General features: G+C 67.8%; 17 protein-coding genes and 2 tRNA genes. 17 read left to right on the top strand and 2 right to left on the bottom strand.

Translation table 11 applies throughout. From position 1 onward, the window contains the following. The first annotated feature begins 68 nt into the window (after positions 1-68). Positions 69-1,412, top strand: coding sequence for a diaminopimelate decarboxylase (gene lysA, locus OHB21_RS19335; RefSeq protein ID WP_195126462.1), 1,344 nt, complete (start codon positions 69-71; stop codon positions 1,410-1,412). A 258-nt stretch (positions 1,413-1,670) separates the two neighbouring features. Here the strand turns inward: lysA and OHB21_RS19330 are convergent, their stop codons facing one another. Continuing rightward, the gene (locus tag OHB21_RS19330) at positions 1,671-3,464 is read right to left on the bottom strand and encodes a helicase HerA-like domain-containing protein (protein ID WP_195126461.1); all 1,794 of its coding nucleotides are present in this window, start codon (positions 3,462-3,464) and stop codon (positions 1,671-1,673) included. A 211-nt stretch (positions 3,465-3,675) separates the two neighbouring features. On the opposite strand from OHB21_RS19330, the gene orn reads away from it, so the two are divergent. From orn to OHB21_RS19315, 3 genes are all read left to right on the top strand, one after another. Further along, positions 3,676-4,326: an oligoribonuclease gene (orn, locus tag OHB21_RS19325; protein ID WP_195126460.1), complete on the top strand. Its 651-nt coding sequence runs from the start codon at positions 3,676-3,678 to the stop codon at positions 4,324-4,326. Positions 4,327-4,381: 55 nt separating this feature from the next. After that, positions 4,382-4,454 (top strand) — tRNA-His (locus OHB21_RS19320). Positions 4,455-5,036: 582 nt separating this feature from the next. Then, positions 5,037-5,363, top strand: coding sequence for a hypothetical protein (locus OHB21_RS19315; protein ID WP_067511278.1), 327 nt, complete (start codon positions 5,037-5,039; stop codon positions 5,361-5,363). 53 nt (positions 5,364-5,416) lie between these two features. On the opposite strand, the gene OHB21_RS19310 is transcribed toward OHB21_RS19315, so the two are convergent. After that, entirely contained in the window at positions 5,417-6,631 is a 1,215-nt protein-coding gene (locus OHB21_RS19310; RefSeq protein ID WP_067511279.1) for a L,D-transpeptidase, read from the bottom strand. A 307-nt stretch (positions 6,632-6,938) separates the two neighbouring features. Between OHB21_RS19310 and OHB21_RS19305 the strand changes: the two genes are divergently transcribed. The 13 genes from OHB21_RS19305 (at position 6,939) to OHB21_RS19245 (ending at position 16,302) form a co-directional block, all read left to right on the top strand. Then, positions 6,939-7,011, top strand: a tRNA-Lys gene (locus OHB21_RS19305). 184 nt (positions 7,012-7,195) lie between these two features. Continuing rightward, on the top strand, positions 7,196-7,567 hold the full coding sequence (locus OHB21_RS19300) for a hypothetical protein (RefSeq protein WP_029894528.1): 372 nt from the start codon (positions 7,196-7,198) through the stop codon (positions 7,565-7,567). Further along, positions 7,564-8,586, top strand: a complete 1,023-nt coding sequence (locus OHB21_RS19295) for a tyrosine-type recombinase/integrase (protein WP_029894527.1) — start codon at positions 7,564-7,566, stop codon at positions 8,584-8,586. Before OHB21_RS19300 ends, OHB21_RS19295 begins: the two co-directional genes overlap by 4 nt. Positions 8,587-8,661: 75 nt before the next feature. Further along, entirely contained in the window at positions 8,662-9,627 is a 966-nt protein-coding gene (locus tag OHB21_RS19290) for a DUF2637 domain-containing protein (protein WP_051727615.1), read from the top strand. A gap of 256 nt (positions 9,628-9,883) precedes the next feature. Next, positions 9,884-10,987: a DUF4192 domain-containing protein gene (locus tag OHB21_RS19285; RefSeq protein ID WP_051727614.1), complete on the top strand. Its 1,104-nt coding sequence runs from the start codon at positions 9,884-9,886 to the stop codon at positions 10,985-10,987. After that, positions 10,984-11,892 carry a DNA-processing protein DprA gene (dprA, locus tag OHB21_RS19280; RefSeq protein ID WP_081872562.1) on the top strand — a complete coding sequence of 303 codons (909 nt, stop codon included), beginning with the start codon at positions 10,984-10,986 and terminating at the stop codon, positions 11,890-11,892. The genes OHB21_RS19285 and dprA overlap by 4 nt, the downstream gene beginning before the upstream one ends. 466 nt (positions 11,893-12,358) lie before the next feature. Continuing rightward, positions 12,359-13,060, top strand: coding sequence for a hypothetical protein (locus OHB21_RS19275; protein WP_029894519.1), 702 nt, complete (start codon positions 12,359-12,361; stop codon positions 13,058-13,060). Between the two features lie 91 nt (positions 13,061-13,151). Continuing rightward, entirely contained in the window at positions 13,152-13,997 is an 846-nt protein-coding gene (locus tag OHB21_RS19270) for a bifunctional DNA primase/polymerase (protein WP_029894517.1), read from the top strand. 56 nt (positions 13,998-14,053) lie between these two features. Continuing rightward, positions 14,054-14,239 carry a hypothetical protein gene (locus OHB21_RS19265; RefSeq protein WP_148310421.1) on the top strand — a complete coding sequence of 62 codons (186 nt, stop codon included), beginning with the start codon at positions 14,054-14,056 and terminating at the stop codon, positions 14,237-14,239. A gap of 4 nt (positions 14,240-14,243) precedes the next feature. Continuing rightward, a complete protein-coding gene (locus OHB21_RS19260) occupies positions 14,244-14,825 on the top strand; it encodes a DUF7178 family protein (RefSeq protein ID WP_029894509.1) in 582 nt (193 codons plus the stop codon). Positions 14,826-14,946: 121 nt separating this feature from the next. After that, a complete protein-coding gene (locus tag OHB21_RS19255) occupies positions 14,947-15,207 on the top strand; it encodes a hypothetical protein (RefSeq protein WP_148310420.1) in 261 nt (86 codons plus the stop codon). Positions 15,208-15,410: 203 nt separating this feature from the next. Then, complete coding sequence (locus OHB21_RS19250) at positions 15,411-16,052, top strand: hypothetical protein (RefSeq protein WP_051727611.1); 642 nt, start codon at positions 15,411-15,413, stop codon at positions 16,050-16,052. 94 nt (positions 16,053-16,146) lie between these two features. Beyond that, positions 16,147-16,302, top strand: a complete 156-nt coding sequence (locus OHB21_RS19245) for a hypothetical protein (RefSeq protein ID WP_158439838.1) — start codon at positions 16,147-16,149, stop codon at positions 16,300-16,302. Positions 16,303-16,360 lie beyond the last annotated feature (58 nt).

The following is a 16,360-nucleotide window of genomic DNA, read 5'->3' as shown; positions in this document are numbered from 1 at the left end:
CCGGATCGGCGTAGTCCTGGCATCGGCCCCGCAGTGCCGAGAAAGCGGGGGCACACCAGGAGAACACTGTGACGCTGCTCGACATCTTCCCCTCGTTGAAGTCGGGAATGCCCTCGCGGCTGGACCCGGCGGTGTGGCCGCGCAATACGCACTACGACACCGAGGGACGGATCACGGTCGGCGGGGTAGCCCTCGCCGACATCGCCGACGAGTACGGCACGGCGGTCTACGTCCTCGACGAACACGAGGTCCGCGACCGCTGCCGCGCCTACCGCGCGAGGTTCCCCGAGGCGGAGATCATCTACGCGGGCAAGGCCTTGATGATCACGGGCGTGGCCGAATGGGTTGCCGCCGAAGGTCTTTCGGTGGACGTGTGCTCGGCCGGCGAGCTGGCCGTCGCGCTGGCCGCCGGCGTGGACCCCGAGCGAATCGTGCTGCACGGCAACGGCAAGACCTCCGAGGAACTGCGGACGGCGGTGCGCCACGGCGTCGGCCGGATCGTGGTGGACTCGCTCACCGAGATCACGCTGCTCTCCGCGCTGGCCACCCGGCGCCAGCGCGTGCTGCTTCGGCTCTCGCCGGGGATCGACGTGCACGGGCACCCGGCCGTGCGCACCGGCGTGGTGGACCAGAAGTTCGGGCTGCCGCTGGGCAGCGACGCCGCCGCCGAGGCCGTGGCACGCCTTGTCGGACAACCGAATCTGGAGCTCGTCGGCTTCCACTGCCACCTGGGTTCCCAGATCCACAACCCCGACCACTACGGCGAGGCGATCCGCCGGATGGTCGCCGCGGCGGCCGAGGCGCATCGCGCGCACGGCGTGCTGCTCACCGAACTCGACCTCGGCGGCGGGCACGCGGTGGCCTACCGGTCCGGTGACGCCGAGATGGACCTCAGCGAACTCGCCGACATCGTGGAGGACGGCCTGGACGCGGCCTGCGCCCGGCACCGCTTCCCCCGGCCGCGGATCGCGTTCGAACCCGGACGCGCCATCGTCGCGCGGGCAGGCGTGACGCTGTACCGGGTGCTCTCGGTCAAACACGTCGACGGCGGGCACACCTACGTCACCGTGGACGGCGGCATGGGCGACAACCCGCGCGTCGCGCTGTACGGCGCGCGCTACGAGGCGGTGATCGCCAACCGCCACCCGTGCGGGCCGCACATGGTGGCGACCGTCGTGGGCCGCTACTGCGAGGCCGGCGACGTGCTCGCCGCCGACGTGCGCCTGCCCGCCGACCTGCACCCCGGCGAAGTCCTCGCCGTGCCCTGCACCGGCGCCTACCACCACAGCCTGGCCTCGGCGTACAACGGCGTCGGCCGGCCGCCCGTGATCGCGGTGCGCGACGGACGCACCCGGGTGCTCGTGCGCCGCGAGACCGTCGAGGATCTGCTGGTGCGCGATATCGGGCGGTGAGGATGGTCCGGGGCGCTCGGTGGGCCTGACCTGCTCGGCCCGCTCGGCCACCGACCATGGCCCGGCTCGGCTTCCGCGCACGGCGGGACCCAGCCTCAACCACGGCCCGGGCACCGCCTGGTCGCGCTCGGCCAAGTCCGGCTCCCGGGCACCGGACGGCACCGGCTCGGCTCCCGCGCACCCCGGGTCGGCCGCCGAGCACGGTCGACCAGATCACTGCGTCGACCGTTCACGACCTCAACGGTCGACAGCCTCCGCTCAGCGGCGTTTGCGGGTGCCGAACAGGCTGCGGCTGATCTCGCGGCCGGCGGCGGAGGCGGCCGAGCGCAGGAAGCTCTTCACCGCCGGGTTCTTCATGATGCGCTCGGCGGCCGAGTCCTCCTCGGCGTTGCTCGGCGAACGGCCGGGGGCCCGCGCGGCCTCCGGCTGTTCGGCGGGTGCGGCGGCCAGCTTCGCGGCCAGCATCTCGTAGGCCGATTCGCGGTCGACGGTCTGTCCGTACTTGCCCGCCAGCGGACTCGACAAGGCGCGGGACTTGATGGCGTCCGCGCCGATGGTGTCCATCAGCGAGCGCGGCGGCACGATCCTGGTCCAGGCCACCGGCGTCGGCGCACCCTTCTCCGAGAGCACCGTCACCACGGCCTCACCGGTGCCGAGCGAGGTGAGGGCCTTCTCCAGGTCGTAGACGGCGGTCTTCGGGTAGGTGCGGACCGTCTTGGAGAGCGCCTTCTGATCGTCGGGGGTGAAGGCGCGCAACGCGTGCTGGATGCGCGCACCCAGTTGCGAGAGCACCGGATTCGGGATGTCGGTGGGCAGCTGGGTGCAGAAGAACACGCCCACGCCCTTGGACCGGATGAGCTTGACGGTCTGCTCGACCTGCTCCAGGAACGCCTTCGACGCGTCCGCGAACAGCAGGTGCGCCTCGTCGAAGATGAACACCAGCTTCGGCTTGTCCACATCGCCCACCTCGGGCAGCGTCTGGAACAGATCGGCCAGCACCCACATCAGGAACGTGGAGAACATCACCGGCCGCGCCGCCTGCGCGCCCAGCTCGAACAGCGTGATCACGCCCTGCCCGCCCGCGACGCGCAGCAGATCGGCCGGGTCCAGTTCGGGTTCGCCGAAGAAGGTGTCGCCGCCGTCGGCCTCCAGATTCACCAGCGCGCGCAGGATCACGCCCGCTGTCTGCGCCGAGACGCCGCCGATGCCCTTCAGATCCTCCTTGCCCTCCGGGCTGGTGAGGTGGGTGATGACGGCGCGCAGATCCTTCAGGTCCAGCAGCGCCAGGCCCTGCTGGTCGGCCCAGTGGAAGATCAGGCCGAGCGTGGACTCCTGGGTGTCGTTGAGGTCGAGCACCTTGCTCAGCAGCACCGGGCCGAACGAGGTGATCGTCGCGCGGATCGGCACGCCGATGCCGCCGGTGCCGAGCGAGACGAACTCCGTGGGGAATCCGCTCGGCGCCCAGCCTTCCGCGCCGGTCTCCTTCGCGCGTGCGGTGATCTTGTCGTTCGCCTCCCCCGGCTGGCTCAGGCCGGACAGGTCGCCCTTGATGTCGGCCAGCACCACGGGAACGCCCGCCTGCGAGAGCTGTTCGGCGATGCCCTGCAAAGTCTTGGTCTTACCGGTGCCGGTGGCCCCCGCGACCAGGCCGTGGCGGTTCAGGGTGCGCATCGGGATGCGGACGCGGGCGGTGGGGTCGACGGTGCCGTCGACCACGACCGTGCCGAGTTCCAGAGCCGCGCCCTCGGCGGCGTAGCCGGAAGCGATCTCCTGGGCGGCCGAGTTCGATTCGGCGGCGGCGGGTTTCGTGGCGGCGTCCGCGTCCGGCGACGATGTGCCGGTGTTCGCGGCGGCGTTCGCGCTCGCGGCGGTGGATGCGGCGCCCGCGGGATCCGGGTCCTCGGCGGTCGCGCCCGCGCCGTCGGTCGCGACCTGGTGCTCCGCCGCTTCGCGTTCGGCGGCTTCGGCCGCGGCGGCCGCCTCCGCCGCCACGCGCGCCGCTTCCTCGGCCGCCTTGCGCGCCGCTGCCGCCTTCTCCTGGGGGGTGGTCATCGCACGTCCTCCGTCCGGGTACCGCTCGCCAACCGCATCACCGGGCGCCGCGCCGGTCGTGGGGCGGGACCCTGCCGAAACTGTAGTCCCGGCGACCGCGATCGGAGGGGTGATAGCCGAGGTGGTGTCGCCGGCGCCGCGACGCGCGCGAGGGAAACGAACAGGGCTGTTCACCGAAGGTGCACACCGAGGTGGCAGTAATGTTGCCTGCGTGTCCGACAAACTTGTGGTGTGGATGGATTGCGAGATGACCGGCTTGCGTCTCGACGGCGACAAGCTGATCGAGGTGGCCGCGCTCGTGACCGACAGCGATCTCAACATCCTCGGTGACGGCGTCGACATCGTCATCCACGCCGATGACGAAGCGCTGGCCGCGATGCCCCCGGTGGTGGTCGACATGCACGCGCGCTCCGGGCTGACCGAGGAGGTCCGCCGCTCCACCGTGACGCTGGCCGAGGCCGAGCAGCAGGTGCTCGACTACATCAAGACCTACGCGCCCACCCCGGGAACCGTTCCGCTGGCGGGGAATTCGATCGCCACCGACCGGGCCTTCATCGCCCGCGACATGCCCGCGCTGGACAGCCACCTGCACTACCGCATGATCGACGTGAGCTCCATCAAGGAGCTGTGCCGCCGCTGGTACCCGCGCATCTACTTCGGCCAGCCGGAGAAGGGCCTCACCCACCGCGCCCTCGCCGACATCAAGGAGTCCATCCGCGAGCTCGAGTTCTACCGCCGCACGGCCTTCGTCGCCCCACCCGGCCCCTCCTCCGCCGAGATCAACGCCGTGGCCTCCGCACTCGGCGGCACCCCACGACCCGCCGCATCGGCCCAGGTCAACGGCGCGCCGGAAACCGATTAGGGATTCGGCGGGCCGACACGCTAGTATCTACCGCGCCGGTGTTTCACCGGCCACGGTGAGTGTAGTTCAGTTGGTAGAGCACCAGGTTGTGATCCTGGCTGTCGCGGGTTCGAGTCCCGTCACTCACCCTCCCAGACCCGGGTGGTCCGAGAAATCGGCCCACCCGGGTCTTTTCCGTTGGTGGGCGTGTTGTCCGCGAAAGAGCACCAAAAAGGGACCGGTGGCCGATCAGGCTTCGCGTCCTGACGGACGGTACACGGCGCTCTACCTGACGGTTCGTGGCGCGCTGGCTGACGATATGCGACGCTCTGACTGACGGTTTGCGACAGTCGTGACTGACCGATTGCGACGCTCAGACTGACCGTTTGCGACAGTCTGGCTGACCGATTGCGACCACCCGGCTGACGATCTGCGGCAGTCGGACTGACGCCACGCGACTACTGGCGCGGTCGGGTTCGCGGCCTCGATCGCGGCAGGTCGGGACGGCCCATTCGAGTAGTCGACCGCGTTCGGCTGCATCCCGTCAGATCGAGTCGGGCCGAGCGGGGAATGCGCCCAGAGAACCCGGTGCCGAGCCGGTCGCACAGCCCCTAGTGGTGTGAAACATATTCGTGTCCGAATGTGGTCCTCATCTCCCGACGGCGACGTAGGATGCCGGGTTGGGCGGTGTCGCGGTGACATCCGCCCGGAGAGTAGAAGGACAGCACTTCGTGAAGCGTTCCGCCGTTCTCGCAGCACTCGTCGGCGCGGCCCTGGTCGGCGGGTCCGGCGGGACCGCGACGGCAGCCGTCGCCCCCACCCCGATCGACCTGCCCGCGGGCACCGGAGCCGGAACCGGATCGGCCGGGATCACCAGCGGGTCGGCGTTCGACACCGGATCGTCCGGCGGCACCACGACCACCGGATCCGGTGACAGCGGGTCGGGGGCCGCGCTGGAACAGCTCATCTTCGGCGGGCCCTTGGTGTGCGCCGCCGTCGGCAGCGCCATGAACCGCAACCTCACCTGCGACGGCACCCCGGGCCCGAACATCCCCTGAACCACGAAGAAAGGCCCCCGATCTCGAAACCGGGGGCCTTCGTCGTACCAGGGTCAGCCGATGTCGGCGTTACCGGCCTTCCACTGCTCCCACGGAATGTTCCAGTCGCCCAGACCGTCCACACCGGACAGCGTGCCGCCCACGGTGTTCTTCACGATCGCGATATCGCCCCGCTTGGCCGTATTGAACACCCAGCGCGCGTTCTCCGGACTCAGGTTCAAGCAACCGTGACTCACGTTGCGGTACCCCTGATCGCCCAGCGACCACGGCGCCGAGTGGAAGAAGATGCCGCTGTAGGACATGCGCGTGGCCCAGTCCACCGGCGTGCGGTATCCGTCGGCCGAGTTCACCGACACACCGTAGGTGGACGAGTCCATGATGATGTGCTCGTGCCGGTCGGCGATGATGTAGACGCCGTTCGGGGTGGGCGTGGAATCCTTGCCCATCGCCGTCGGCATCGTGCGCACCACCTGGCCGTTCTGCTCGACCGTCACCTGCTTGGTGTTGTCGTCGGCGGTGAAGATCGTCGCGTCACCCACCACGAAATGCGAGGTGATGTTCTGCTGGCCGTACAGCCCGTTGCCCAGATCCTTGCCGTAGACGTTCACCTTGATGTCCACGCGCGTCCCCGGCGCCCAGAAATGCTCCGGCCGCCAGCGCACCTCGCGGTTGTTCACCCAGTAGAACGCCCCCTCCACCGCCGGCGTCGTGGTGATCTCGATCGCTTCCTGCGCGGCCTTGCGGTCGGGGATGTTCTCGTCGAACTGGATCGCCACCGGCTGGCCGATACCGACCACCTCGCCTTCGGCGACCGTCAGATACGGCTTGGTCTGATTGTTCGGCGAACTCGTCGTGAAGCTCAGCCGGGTCGAGTTCTCGCCGCCGAGACCGATCGCGTCGGCCGTCAACTGGTAGGTGCGGCCGTAGCCGAGCACCTCCGCCGTCTCCCACGTGCGGCCGTCCGCCGCCAGCGTGCCCTGCACCTGTTTGCCGTCGGGGTTGGTCAACGTCACATTCGTGAATTTGCCGTCGTCGACCTTGAACGCCATCGGCATCGCGGGCGAGACGCCCTTGTCGCCGTCCTTCACCGGTGACACCAGCTTCGGCTTGATCAGCTCGGTGATCGGATTGCTGTCGATCGCCACGTCGACGGTGCTACCCGAGGACGCCCCGCACGCCGTCAATCCGAGCACCACCACCGCGAGCAGGGCCACCGGCCCGCCGACTCTCCGGAACGGCCGATGTCGACCTCGACCAACGCTCATCATCAACCCCGTTTCAAGTCCCGGCGCCGCTCACCAAGCGCCGACGGCTTCGGATCCGACCGATTACTGGAAGCTCAACCCACCGCGCCGGGCGGGACCGGTCGAGACCACGCCTGCCATTCTGCCAGCCCCACCGCGACCGAACCACCGCCGACACCGCACGACACGAGCCGAGTTCCACCCCATAGATCCCCGCGCACCCCCGCGGCGTTAACACCGGGCCGCCGGCCCGCGAACACGCCTCACCAGGCGATTTCACATCTCCGGCCCTCTCCTGTTACTGTTTGTCCCGCACCGGAACACGGGGCAGGCGCCATTAGCTCAATTGGCAGAGCAGCTGACTCTTAATCAGCGGGTTCGGGGTTCGAGTCCCTGATGGCGCACCCTTTCTCTACTCACGAACAGAACAACCGTGTTCCGTGCTCTAGTGCACTGGAACACGCTTCTGGCGGCCCTTCTACCAGCGGCTTTCCTTCAAAGAACCAGGTCGGCACTGTTCCGCCGGTCGTTCCTTTGCCCTCTCCCGAATCGGTTGTCGTCCCGCGTGCGCGCGGACGACTCGAGGCGATGCCGCCCACGTCCTATAGCCGGGTCAAGGTGGTCTTCGGGTCGGTCTTGGTCAACTATGCCGGTCGGATCGCCGAACGATCGGTCCTGTCGTCGTTGGGCTGGGAGGCGGGAACGCCGATCCATATCGAGCCCGTACTGCCCGATGTAATCCTTGTCACATCGCCATCGGACGGCGTGTACGCCATCGCCCGCAACGGCCAATTGCCGATCCCCGCTCGGATCCGGCGGGCGGCGCGGGTGCGTATCGGCCACCGGGTGCTGCTGGCCGCGCACCCGGATCAGAATCGGCTGATCATCGTCTGTCAGAACGCATTCGACACTCTCGTCGCAGGTATCTGCGATCAGATCGACGGGGGTGGACAGCAGTGACCACCTCTGCGCAACCGGTCAACGAGGCCGAACTCGACGCCGCCCGCACGCTCCTGGCCCGGATGGGCATCACCCCCGCTGACCTGCTCGATATCCGCGCGACAGCACCAACTTTCGCCGAGTACATCCCCGTGGTGAGAGCCAGGGTGGTCGCACCGGGAACCCTCAAGACCTACAACACCCATTGGAAGGCACTCGAAAAGCTGTGGGGCGCACGTCGCCTCGACGAGCCGACCGTCGGTGAGATCACCGATATGCGAGACACCGCGCGGCGCAACGCCAAGCAGGATCGCAATGCCCGCGATGGCCGCGGAGCCGCCGAAGCCATGATCGGTGCCCTGCGGTTCCTGTACCGGCAGGCGGAGAACGACGGACTGATTCGCCCGGGTGACAATCCGGCGCGCCGGGTGCCCAAACCTCGCCGAGTCCCGTCCACCCGTCGAGGGCTGCCGCTGAGCCAGATCGCCGAGATCGCCCATGTCGCGGCGACTACCGGCAACGACCCGGATTTGGACACTCTCCTGCTGCGGCTGCATTCGGAGACCGCGTGCCGTCGCGGCGGGGCACTGGCGCTGCGGCCGGAGGATCTGGATCCGCAGCAATGCCTGATCTTCCTACGGGAAAAGGGCAAAGTCTCACGGTGGCAACCGGTCTCCCCGACACTCATGGCCAACCTGCTCCACCATGCCCAGACGCGCGGCGCGCATCCCGGCGAACAACTGCTGCGCTACCGCAGCGGCAAACCCATCACGCGCCGCCGCTACGACGGCCTGTGGACCCGCATCGGACTCGAGCTGCCGTGGGTGGAGAAGCAGCAGATCAGCACGCACTGGCTCCGGCACACGACCTTGACCTGGGTCGAGCGAACCTTCGGGTATGCCATCGCCCGCGCCTATGCCGGCCACGCCGAGAGCAAATCCGACGGCTCGACCGCGACCTACGTGCGGGCCTGCCTCGAGGAGGTCGCGCTCGCGCTGGCCACTCTCACCGGCGAACCACATCCACTCGCCGCAGCCTGATTCGACATCCGCACCCGACCGCGCAATAGCCCGTGTGTGGCACCGGCGCGAAGCGCGGTCGGGTGTCCGACGCTGATGGAGTTCTTCATGACCGTTATCCGGTCTTCCGTGCGCACGAGCGCAATCGAGTGCGCACAGCCCGTCCATGCCCGTTCCGAGTTCGGCTCCTCTGCTTCCGTCCGCTTCTTTTGGTGTGTGCTGATCGTGTCCGTCGCCGTGAGCATCTCCGGCAATGCGGTGCACGCCGTACTGCACGCTCGATCACTGGCGATCGTGGCTGCGGCGGTCGCCGTCGTGCCCCCGGTCGCGCTGATGACAGCGGTGCACGGCGTCACGATGCTGCTGCGTGCGCACGCCCGATCCAGGCTCATCCACTTGCTCACGACGTTCATGACCATGCTGATCGCGGCCGGGGCGTTCCGGTTGTCCTTCACCGCTCTGCGCGATCTCGCGGTCATGGCCGGAATCTCGGAACGGGAAGCCTGGATTTGGCCCGTCATCGTCGAGGGCTCCCAGGCCCAGGCGACGCTCGCCCTGCTCGCCATCGCCCATACCCCGATCACCACCCGTGCGCACGCGGCTTCGCCAATGCTGCCACCAGTTGCCGCAGTTCTGTGCACGCAGAACTCACCCGATCAATCAGACCCAGGCCCTGTGCCCGACGCCCACGAATGCGCTTCCGATGTGCGCACACCAGCTCAGCCCTCCCGCAGCGATGAATCCTGGATCCAGGTCGCGAGACTCATATGCGCGAGCGACCCTGCCCGGCGCCGTGACCCCACGGTGGTGGCGCGAGTCCCCACCCGTCATCACGAAGATGGGTGGAGCCCCTCGCAGATCGCTCGCGAGATGGATCGCAGCCGTTCGAGTGTCAGCCGGATTATCAGTCAGGCGCGTGACCTACTGGGCAACCATGCTCTGTCCAGGCCCGTGAACCCCATGTGTCTGGATGCGCTAGGCAGCTCGAATCCTGAACCGCAATCACGGAATTCGGTCCTGTCTGTGCCGGACTCGTCACTGGACAGTCGAATCAACGACTAGGCGATATCGCCACGCGGCCTTTGGGGCGGTGGGCGGGCGCACGCTACACCGGCGGCGTGGGCGGTCAAGCCGCGTGTGCCGACCACGGTAGGTGCCGACAGTTCGACCGTGGCCGGACGAGTGGGTTTCTCGGCTTGACCGCCCACTGACGCCGCCGGTGTCGACGCGTTGCGCCCACCGCCCCGAAGGCGCGGCGGACACCTGTACGCGGGTGTTTCGGCGCGCTTATCGGGCTCGTCTCGTTGAGGAGTCGTCGATGTCGTCGTTCGAAGCTGTGCTGAAGGAACCTGGTCAGTTCATCGCCGCGGTGCCGGCGATGCTGGGATTCGTCCCGGAGCGGTCGTTGGTCGTCGCTGTGCTGCGCCAATCGTCTGCCCACACCCATGATGTGCAGGTCGTTGCTCGTCTCGATCTGCCTCCTGCAGGGCAAGATTCGCTGCTGCCGGAGCGCCTTGTAAAGGTTTGCCGGAGCTCTGGTGCTGTCCATGCGCTGGCGGTGATCATCGATGACCGTGCCTCGCGTCCCGACGACGCTTGCGGTGCCAACGATGTCGAGCATCAACGGCTGGTCGATCGTTTACGACAGGATCTGGCCGCCTGCGATGTCGTACTCGCCGGAGCATGGGCAATGCCGCGGATCAGCGAAGCCGCTCGTTGGTGGAACATCGAATCACCGGAGTTCCACGGTCTTCTGCCGGACCCTTCGGCCTCGCAGGTAGCTGCCCAACACGTTTTTGCCGGTCGTGTGCTGCGATCGTCGCGAGAGGAGTTGGTCGATTTCATCGCCATCGACAAAGTGATGCGCGCACAGGTGTTGGCTCACCTGCCGGACGCGGCCGCCGATGCGCAGCGGCGGCTGGCTCGTGCGATCCAGATCAACAATCCTGACGCCTACACCAGGATGGCGTTGTGTCGGGTGCTGTCGGTCATCGCCCAGGCTCGTGCCGTGGTGGCGATTCCGGCGCGCGCGATCGCCGAAGTCAGTGTCGCGCTGCGTGATCTGGCCGTCCGCGACGTCATGTTCGGCGTCGCGGGTGGTGCGCACGCGCACGCTGCCGAGCACCTGTGGAGTGTTCTCACGCGTGCACTGCCCGACCCGGATCGAGCAGAGGCCGCTACCTTGCTGGCGTTCAGTGCGTATCTGCGTGGCGACGGTGTGCTGGCCGGGATTGCCCTCGAGCAGGCGCTGGCCTCTGATCCCGAGCACAGGATGGCGGTTCTACTCGATATCGGGTTGCAGACGGCGCTGCCGCCCGCGCGCTTGGCCAAGCTCGTCAACTCCGGGATCGAAGCCGCCGCTGATCTGCGCGTCGATATCGGTGCCGCCACAGCCGATTCCGGCACGGAGGGCGCGCGATGAGCATTGACCGTCTGGCATGGGCGTTACTGTCTCGCGCGGCATCGGGTCCGTGCGGCCCGCTGACTGCGCTGATCGATCAGATCGGCCCCAGCCGAGCGGCCCTGATGCTGCAATCCGGTGATCTACCAGTGGATCAGAATGTCCTCGATCGTGGTGCCTCCGGCCTGAAGGCCGCGGCGCGGGATCTGGACCTGGTGGAGCGTCTGGGCGGCCGGTTGGTGACTCCCGAGGATGACGAATGGCCGCAGGAGATGTTGGAGTGCCTGCCGTCGCGCTCGGACAACGTCGGTGACGCACCGCCGGTCGCGTTGTGGGTGCGCGGGGACCGGTCGCTGCGGGAGGTCACCGACCGTGCGGTCGCGGTGATCGGAGCACGAGCCAGCACCGACTGCGGCAACCATGTCGCCACCGAGATCGCTGCTGATCTCGCGGGTTCGGGCTGGACTGTGGCGGCTGGCGCAGCGTTCGGCATCGAAGCGGCAGCGCATCGCGCGGTGATGGCGGTCGGCGGGGTGACGGTGGCGGTGATGCCGTGCGGGCTCGACCGCCCGTACCCGTTCGCGCACGACCGGCTGCTGGACGCGATCGCCGACGACGGGCTGGTGGTGACCGAATATCCACCGGGCTCGACCGCTCGGCGGCAGACGTTCCTCGACCGGAACCGGCTGGTCGCGGCGTTGTCAGCAGCGACTGTCGTCGTGGAGGCCGGGGCGCGCTCGGGGGCGGCGTCCACGTTGCGCTGGGCCGCGCGGTTCGGCCGCCCGGTGCTCGCGGTTCCCGGACCGGTGACCTCGGCAGCGTCAGCGGGCTGTCACCGATTCATCGCGGACGGTGACGCACAGTTGGTGACCTGCGCAGACGATATTCGCCAGACCTTGGTCAGCCATTCTGGACCCACACGATAGCGGTGCCCGCAAATACGCTGCCCCCGCCCGAGGAAAAGGGGCGATGACGATCCTGCCGCAGACCTTATCAGGTGCGGGGTGTCGGTTTCGTCGCGTACGGGTGGTCGGTGGGCGGGCGCACGCTACACCGGCGGCGCGGGCGGTCAAGCCGCACCGCGCCTCACACCAACAGGCACAAACCGTCACATATCCGGCACCGATCGTCGGCGGAACGGCTTGACCGCCCTCCCCGCCGCCGGTATCCGCGTATAGCGCCCCACCGACCACACCCGCACGTCACGGCCAGTCCTGGTGCCGCCGCGGTTGTGACTGGCCCCGGGCGCGTTGTCGTCGGCTGGCGTGGGCATGTCATCGGGCCCACGCCAGCCGATCCCCATCCTTCACCCCATCGCCGATCCAGCACGGCCACGTTTCACGCCCAGGGGTCGGCTGGTGAATCCCTATCGCTTTCAAGGAGGTTCCCTCGATGTCGGCATACCAGAACCCGCAGGGCAGCACCGTGGTCGCGCAGCGCGAAGGTTCGATGCTGCATGTCACGCTGTCGCGGTCGATCGATGATCCGCCGATCTCCGAGGCCAGCTGGTCGGCCCAGCTGGCCGCGGCAGCGCGCCGCGAACTCGGCGGCCCGGCACGGCGGGTCTCATCCGGCGTGGCGTTCACCCGCGACTCCACCGGCGGGCGGCAGCAACGCCGCACCGCGACCTACACCATCGATTCCGCGTTCACGGTCACAGATCGCGGTGACGAGATGCGCGTAGCTGTTTCCGGGTCGCTCACTGCGGCCGGTGCCCGAGCGCTCACCGCGCGACTTCCGCTCGACTATGTGGTGCGCCGCCACCGTGGCGGGTGGTGGCTCGCACGCGAGGGCCAGGTCCTGCACAAGCTGAGTGTCGGCGCGAAAGTCGTTGTGGCACTGCCACCACGCTGCGAGCTGGCCGAGCACTTCGGCAAAGGCGTCGCCGCCACGACCCGCACCACCATCCGGGGATCGATGGCCCCTTTCCTCACCGTCGCGCACGCGTGCACCGCGCACACGCCGACACCGGAACAGATCGTCGCGCACAACCACGCATGCGGCGAAACGGTCGACTCGATCGAGATCACCGATCTGACCTCCGGGCGCACCGTCGTGTCCTGGACACCCGAACCCGCTGCGGCCACTTCGTGACCCTGAGCACCTATCCACACATCGCGCCGGGCCTGGCCCTCCCACTCAGGAGAGCCGGGCCCGGCGCGACCACTTTGAGGAGGAATACGCCGTGTCCCCCAACAGATTCCGTGACGCCGCCTACGCTGCGGCGGAGCGGGGGTGGATGGTCTTTCCTTTGCGGCCAGGCTCCAAACGTCCCGCCATCGTGGCCTGGCCAAACCAGGCCACGACCGACCACGATCGCATCACTCGATGGTGGACACGCAATCCCACCTACAACATCGGAATCGCTACCGGCCCCAGCGATTTGCATGTGATAGACCTCGACACCCGCCATGACCACGACGGGGCCGACACCCTCTGCCAGCTCGCGGTTGATGCATCGGCGCGGGCGTCGTTGCTCACCTTCGCGGTGGCGACACCGAATGGCCGTCACCTCTACTACCGGGTTCCCGCCGGTATGCGCCTGCCCAATACCGCCTCTCGAATCGGTGCCGGAATCGACTCGCGGGGACACGGCGGCTACGTCGTGGCCGCAGGATCGCGGATCGGACCAGGCTCCTACCGCGTTCTGTCTGCCCGTCCACCGGTGGTGCTGCCGGACTGGATAGTCGAACTGCTTGCGCCACAGCCACTTTCCCCGAACCGTTCGATGTCGACACCGCCCCGCAGTCTCGACGCCTACCTCAACGCCATCGTCGCCGCCGAAACCCACAACGTCCGCGCAGCGGAGCCGGGCGTTCGCAACATCACCTTGTTCCGCGCCTCGTTCACTCTCGGCCGTCTGGTGGCGGGCGGAGAACTCGACCAGCTGTTCACCCGTGACTCCCTTGCCGCCGCGGCGCAGGGCCACATCGGAATCCAGAATTTCACCGCCCGTGAGATGTATCGCACGATCGCCAGCGGCTTCACCATCGGCGCCAACCGGCCGCGCCGTCTGGCCCGACCGCAGTGATCTCCGCCGCTGGCCTTCCGTCCCGCAGTCTTTCCTTCCGCTCCCGAGGAGTGCTCATGCCTGAGTTTCGTGTGCTTTGGGAAATCGACCTCACCGCTGGGACTCCGTGCGACGCGGCGCGCCTGGCCCGCGAGGCACGGCTCGATTTCGACAGCAGCGCAACCGTATTCACCGTCACGGGTTCGGACGACAACATCGCCCATACGGTCGCTCCCGCTGTCACGGATTCGTCCCGGTGGTGACCCGATGTCGTGTGATCCGATCATCACGGCCGGGCTCTCACCTCGCCGCATCGCCCGCAACATTGCTCGGGTGTTCGCCGCCGCGACGCCACAGGATCTCGAGGCCGGACGCCGCTGGTATCCCGACGCACGTGCTCTCGCCACCCAGCTCGCTATCGAGGGCGAGGTCGCCGTCGAGACCGCCGCCATCGTGCTCGCGCACCTCTCGCCCCGCACCCCTTGGGCGCGCACGATCGGCTTCGCCCGCGCTCTACTGACCATCGGCGAGGCACGAGGGGCGATCGGTGCCAATGTCGGCCGTGCTCGCGCCGCTCTCGTCGCCGCTGATCCGTGGACGACGTTCGCCGCGACCGCACCGAAGACCCGTGCCTTCGCCGCCGCGATCCTCGGTGACCCGGACGCCGTTGTCATCGACGTCTGGTCCGCACGCGTCGCCGGAATCTCGGACCCGGCCCGCCGCCTGCGCCGCGTCGGCTTCTACGACGCCGCCGCCGACCTCTACCGACACGTCGCTCACGACCACTCGATCACCCCGACGGTCCTTCAAGCGGTCACCTGGACCGTCATCCGCGGCAAGCCCGACTGAATCACCCCAAGCCTCGGCGCGCCACCGGTCTCCTGCCCGCCGCCTCAGCGCGGGGCTTCATCGTGCCGCCACCACGATCCGACGGCGCCGACTCTCCTCCAACGGAAAGGACTCTCCTGTCATGGGTAAGGGAAGCAGCAAATCGACTGTGCAGCACTTCAACCGGCTCCCCGACGGTTCGATCGGATGCTGGATCTTCGGATGCAACAAGCCCGCGACCCGCTGGATCGATCTGGAGCGCTGGGGGATTCGCCGCTGGCTCTCCACGGCCTATTGCGACGACCACGGCGACGACGACTTACGCGACACATCCCATGTCCATCGCGTCCGGCCCATCCGCACCAACCGTCCTGATCGCAGCTCCACCCCCGATCCGGACTAGGTCCGCAGGCATGCCGCGATGGGATCAATTCATCTCTCGAACTCCAAACAAAGGTGGCAACAACGAATTTCGGCATAACCGGCACGGGCCGTAGTGCCGTACCTGGTGGCCACAGCTTGGCCTCCACACAACGACCTCCCCTTGATGGACCGGACGCACTCGCGCCCGGTCCATCTACCGTTTCCCGAAAGGACTGAGCAGCAATGGATTTCGACACGATCGGCACCGCCACCGCTGAGCTCTTGCTCCGCCAGGTCAGCAGGATATGCGGCAATTACGCCGAGCAGCACCAGTGGACCGAAGAGGAAATCGCGGCTGCTCAGCAGCGCCACCCCGGCCAGGCCGATGTGCTGTTCCACGCGTTCTACCTGATGCAGCTGACCAATGTGAACCTGTACTGCGAGATGCTGCTGCGCGCACACTGCCGCGAGCTTCTCGAACGCGTCGCCGCGGGTGCGGACACCCGCCCTGGTACGGCGGTGGAAGTCCTGTTGCTCACCCACCGCGCCAGCCTCACCGCGCCTCTGACCGCTGCCGCAGTCGGCTTGTTCCTGCGCATGTGGAAAGCCGCCTCTCTGCCTGATCCGGACAACCACACTGCAGCCCTCGACTACTACGAATCCAGCGTCGGCAGCGAAATCGACGAACTCGAAACCCGCGCGCGACGATCCGAGCAACAGGTCCAGCGCATCCCGGACCCCAGCCCCGAATGCGCGGGCGAACACCTCGGACAAGCAGTCACCTGCCGGATCGTGGGATCGATCCCGCGCCGTGCCGCTCCGGCACCTGGGATTCCGGACGCCGAATTCGCTTCTGAGAGAGGACCTCACGAATGTCCGGCATGAATTGGTCCGAGGTGTTCGGCCTACGTGTGGACGTCTACCGGTCGGTGAACGCAACCAAGACCGCGGTATCACTGCCAGCCACGATCAGCTCACCGTGGTCGGCCTCATCGACGAGACCAACGGCGGTCGGGTCGTGGCCACACCCTGGTGGCGGCAAAGCCGGCTCAGCGCCACCGCCCCGGCGGTGGTCGTGTACATCGAATACCGCTACCGGCTCGACGGCAGACAACCGCCCCAGAAATACGCCTAACCTGACACCGCTGGAACTCGACCCGGATAAACCGGCCGTCTACTACACAGCCCACAGC

The organism is Nocardia puris (assembly GCF_036051655.1).
GTDB classification, from domain to species: domain Bacteria; phylum Actinomycetota; class Actinomycetes; order Mycobacteriales; family Mycobacteriaceae; genus Nocardia; species Nocardia puris.
The sequence above is the reverse complement of the archived record's forward strand: the minus strand, read 5'-3'. Positions and strand labels throughout refer to the sequence as shown.

Excerpts from the sequence above, each read along its gene's own strand:
- dprA (WP_081872562.1), top strand. The coding sequence starts at position 10,984 with ATGAGCATTGACCGTCTGGCATGGGCGTTACTGTCTCGCGCGGCATCG.
- OHB21_RS19300 (WP_029894528.1), top strand. The coding sequence starts at position 7,196 with ATGCCGCCCACGTCCTATAGCCGGGTCAAGGTGGTCTTCGGGTCGGTC.
- OHB21_RS19290 (WP_051727615.1), top strand. The coding sequence starts at position 8,662 with ATGGAGTTCTTCATGACCGTTATCCGGTCTTCCGTGCGCACGAGCGCA.
- OHB21_RS19330 (WP_195126461.1), bottom strand. The coding sequence starts at position 3,464 with ATGACCACCCCCCAGGAGAAGGCGGCAGCGGCGCGCAAGGCGGCCGAG.
- OHB21_RS19275 (WP_029894519.1), top strand. The coding sequence starts at position 12,359 with ATGTCGGCATACCAGAACCCGCAGGGCAGCACCGTGGTCGCGCAGCGC.
- OHB21_RS19285 (WP_051727614.1), top strand. The coding sequence starts at position 9,884 with ATGTCGTCGTTCGAAGCTGTGCTGAAGGAACCTGGTCAGTTCATCGCC.
- OHB21_RS19260 (WP_029894509.1), top strand. The coding sequence starts at position 14,244 with ATGTCGTGTGATCCGATCATCACGGCCGGGCTCTCACCTCGCCGCATC.
- OHB21_RS19310 (WP_067511279.1), bottom strand. The coding sequence starts at position 6,631 with ATGATGAGCGTTGGTCGAGGTCGACATCGGCCGTTCCGGAGAGTCGGC.
- OHB21_RS19255 (WP_148310420.1), top strand. The coding sequence starts at position 14,947 with ATGGGTAAGGGAAGCAGCAAATCGACTGTGCAGCACTTCAACCGGCTC.
- OHB21_RS19250 (WP_051727611.1), top strand. The coding sequence starts at position 15,411 with ATGGATTTCGACACGATCGGCACCGCCACCGCTGAGCTCTTGCTCCGC.
- OHB21_RS19265 (WP_148310421.1), top strand. The coding sequence starts at position 14,054 with ATGCCTGAGTTTCGTGTGCTTTGGGAAATCGACCTCACCGCTGGGACT.